Consider the following 2,939-nt stretch of genomic DNA (forward strand, 5'->3'; position numbering starts at 1 on the left):
ACAGTTGTCATGATGGCTAATACCAGTCCAACCATTTCGGATATAGAGACTCTTCAAGAAGTTCTCCAATCTGCTACCAAGGAAAAGATTAATGTCAAAACGGTTGCGACCATTACTAAGAATTTTAATGGGCAAGACCTGACAGACTTTAAGGCGCTTTTAGAAGCTGGAGCTGTTGGTTTTTCTGATGACGGTATTCCACTTGAAAGTAGTAAAGTTGTCAAGGAAGCCATGGAAGAATCCAAAAAACTCAATACCTTTATCAGCCTTCATGAGGAAGATCCAGGTTTGAATGGGATTCTTGGATTTAACGAAAACATCGCTAAGGAACATTTTCATATTTGTGGTGCGACAGGGGTGGCAGAATACGCTATGATTGCGCGTGATGTTATGATTGCCTATGCAACCAAGGCTCATGTTCATATCCAGCATTTGTCTAAGGAAGAAAGTGTCAAGGTAGTGGAATTCGCTCAAGGTTTGGGAGCGCAAGTCACAGCAGAAGTAGCGCCACAGCATTTCTCTAAGACAGAAGCGCTCCTTTTGACACAAGGAAGCAATGCCAAAATGAATCCTCCGCTTCGTTTGGAATCAGACCGTCGAGCCGTTATCGAAGGTCTCAAGTCAGGTGTTATCACAGTTATCGCGACAGACCACGCGCCTCACCATGCAGATGAGAAAAATGTAGAAGATATCACCAAAGCGCCATCTGGTATGACTGGCTTAGAAACCTCTCTTTCTCTTGGTTTGACTTATTTGGTCGAAGCTGGAGAGTTGAGCCTAATGGAATTGCTAGAAAAAATGACTCTTAATCCAGCTAAATTGTATAACTTTGAAGCAGGTTACCTGGCTGAGAATGGTCCAGCGGATATCACTATCTTTGACGCTAATGCTGACCGCCTTGTGGACTCCCATTTTACTTCAAAAGCAGCAAACTCACCATTTATCGGTGAAACCCTAAAAGGGCAGGTCAAATATACCATCTGCAAGGGACAAATCGTCTATCAAAACTAGATGGGACTCTGCTCTTAAAAAGAAAAGAAAAGTGAGCACTTATGTACCCAACCCATCAATTTAAAGATAAGTTTGTCTTATTTCTTAAGATATTTTTCCCTATCCTGATTTATCAGTTTGCCAATTATTCTGCCTCTTTTGTCGATACAACCATGACGGGGCAGTACAATACCATGGACTTGGCTGGCGTTTCAACTGCAACGAGTCTATGGAACCCTTTCTTCACTTTTTTGACAGGGATTGTTTCGGCTATGATTCCCATCATAGGCCATCATCTAGGACGAGGTAAAAAGGAAGAAGTAGCATCTGATTTTTACCAATTTATCTACTTGGCTTTCGGACTGTCTTTGGTCTTGCTTGGCATGGTAGTATTCTTAGCACCGCCTGTCTTAAACCATATCGGACTAGAAAATCAAGTGGCGGCAGTTGCAGTTTCCTATCTTTGGTACCTTTCTATCGGGATTATTCCCTTGTTGCTTTTTAGTGTCATTCGCTCTTTGTTGGATTCTCTTGGATTGACCAAACTATCTATGTATCTCATGCTTTTGTTACTTCCACTAAATAGTGGATTTAACTATTTGTTAATTTACGGTGCCTTTGGGTTTCCAGAGTTAGGGGGAGCAGGAGCAGGCTTAGGTACTTCCTTGGCTTACTGGTGTCTTCTCGGAATCTCTGTCATCATTCTTTTAAAGCAGAAAAAGTTAAAAGAGTTTCATTTGGAAAAACCACTTCCGCTTGATCTAGTGAAGATCAAAGAAGGAATTCGTTTGGGCTTACCAATCGGTGGTACTGTATTTGCTGAGGTGATTATTTTTTCAGTCGTTGGTTTGATGATGGCAAAGTTTTCGTCTATGATTATTGCCAGCCACCAGTCAGCCATGAACTTCTCAACTCTCATGTATGCCTTTCCAGTGAGCATTTCTTCTGCTATGGCAATAGTGGTTTCTTATGAGGTTGGGGCAAAGCGTTTTGATGATGCCAAGACCTATATCAAAATTGGTCGTTGGATAGCGTTGATATTTGCAGGTTTTACCTTAAGCTTCCTCTATATCTTGAGAGATGCCGTAGCCAGTTTATATGGAAATAATCCAGACTTCATTAAACTAACATCTACCTTCCTAACCTATAGTCTATTTTTCCAATTAGCTGACACTGTTGCAGCTCCTTTGCAAGGAATTCTCAGAGGTTACAAGGATACGGTTGTTCCCTTTTATCTTGGAGTAATTGCTTACTGGGCTGTGTCCATTCCATTAGGTTTATTCTTAGACCAAGTAACAACTTTGGGAGCCTATTCTTACTGGATTGGTTTAATAGCGAGTTTAGTCGTTAGTGCTATCCTCTATCAATGGCGCTTGCAAACGATCATGAAAAAAACAACTAATTTTTGGAAAATAAATTGAAAACAAGTTTGTGAAAAAAATATTCTAATTAAAGAAAACCCTGTTTCATCGGGGATTTCTTTTTTGTGTTTTGTGAATTTTTCTTAACAAATACTTTGACAGCGTATACTAAAAAAGGTAAAATAGTAAGGTAAGAACAATGTTAGAAAGGCAAGATTATGTCAACTTTAGATAAAAATCTTTTGCTAGAGATGTTCCGTAAGATGGAAGAAATCCGTCGCATGGACTTAAAAATTGCTCAGTTAGTGAAAAAGGGAAAAGTTCCCGGTATGACTCACTTTTCTGTCGGAGAAGAAGCTGCTAACGTCGGAGCGATGCTGGCCCTCAATCCAGATGATCTGATCACCTCTAACCACCGTGGTCATGGTCAAGCTATCGCCAAAGGGATTGACCTCAACGGAATGATGGCTGAAATCCTTGGGAAATACACTGGAACCTGTAAAGGAAAAGGTGGTTCCATGCATATTGCTGACCTTGATGCTGGTAACCTCGGTGCCAATGGTATCGTAGGTGGTGGTATGGGAATCG

Annotated in this window: 3 protein-coding genes; all 3 read left to right on the forward strand. The window is 40.9% G+C overall.

Annotation, left to right across the window (positions count from 1 at the left end; all coding sequences use genetic code 11):
• A partial coding sequence (locus SORDD24_RS02655; RefSeq protein ID WP_061407177.1) for a dihydroorotase occupies positions 1-1,011 on the forward strand: 1,011 nt, incomplete at its 5' end.
• Between the two features lie 41 nt (positions 1,012-1,052).
• Positions 1,053-2,411 carry an MATE family efflux transporter gene (locus SORDD24_RS02660; RefSeq protein WP_061407179.1) on the forward strand — a complete coding sequence of 453 codons (1,359 nt, stop codon included), beginning with the start codon at positions 1,053-1,055 and terminating at the stop codon, positions 2,409-2,411.
• Positions 2,412-2,569: 158 nt separating this feature from the next.
• Positions 2,570-2,939, forward strand: a 370-nt coding sequence (locus SORDD24_RS02665; protein WP_269139584.1) for a thiamine pyrophosphate-dependent enzyme, incomplete at its 3' end; no start/stop codon positions are given.

This window comes from Streptococcus oralis (assembly GCF_001579175.1).
Classification (GTDB): Bacteria; Bacillota; Bacilli; order Lactobacillales; family Streptococcaceae; genus Streptococcus; species Streptococcus oralis_O.

Bases quoted from the DNA above. Each gene is read 5' to 3' on its own strand.
- SORDD24_RS02660 (WP_061407179.1), top strand. From the start codon at position 1,053: ATGTACCCAACCCATCAATTTAAAGATAAGTTTGTCTTATTTCTTAAG.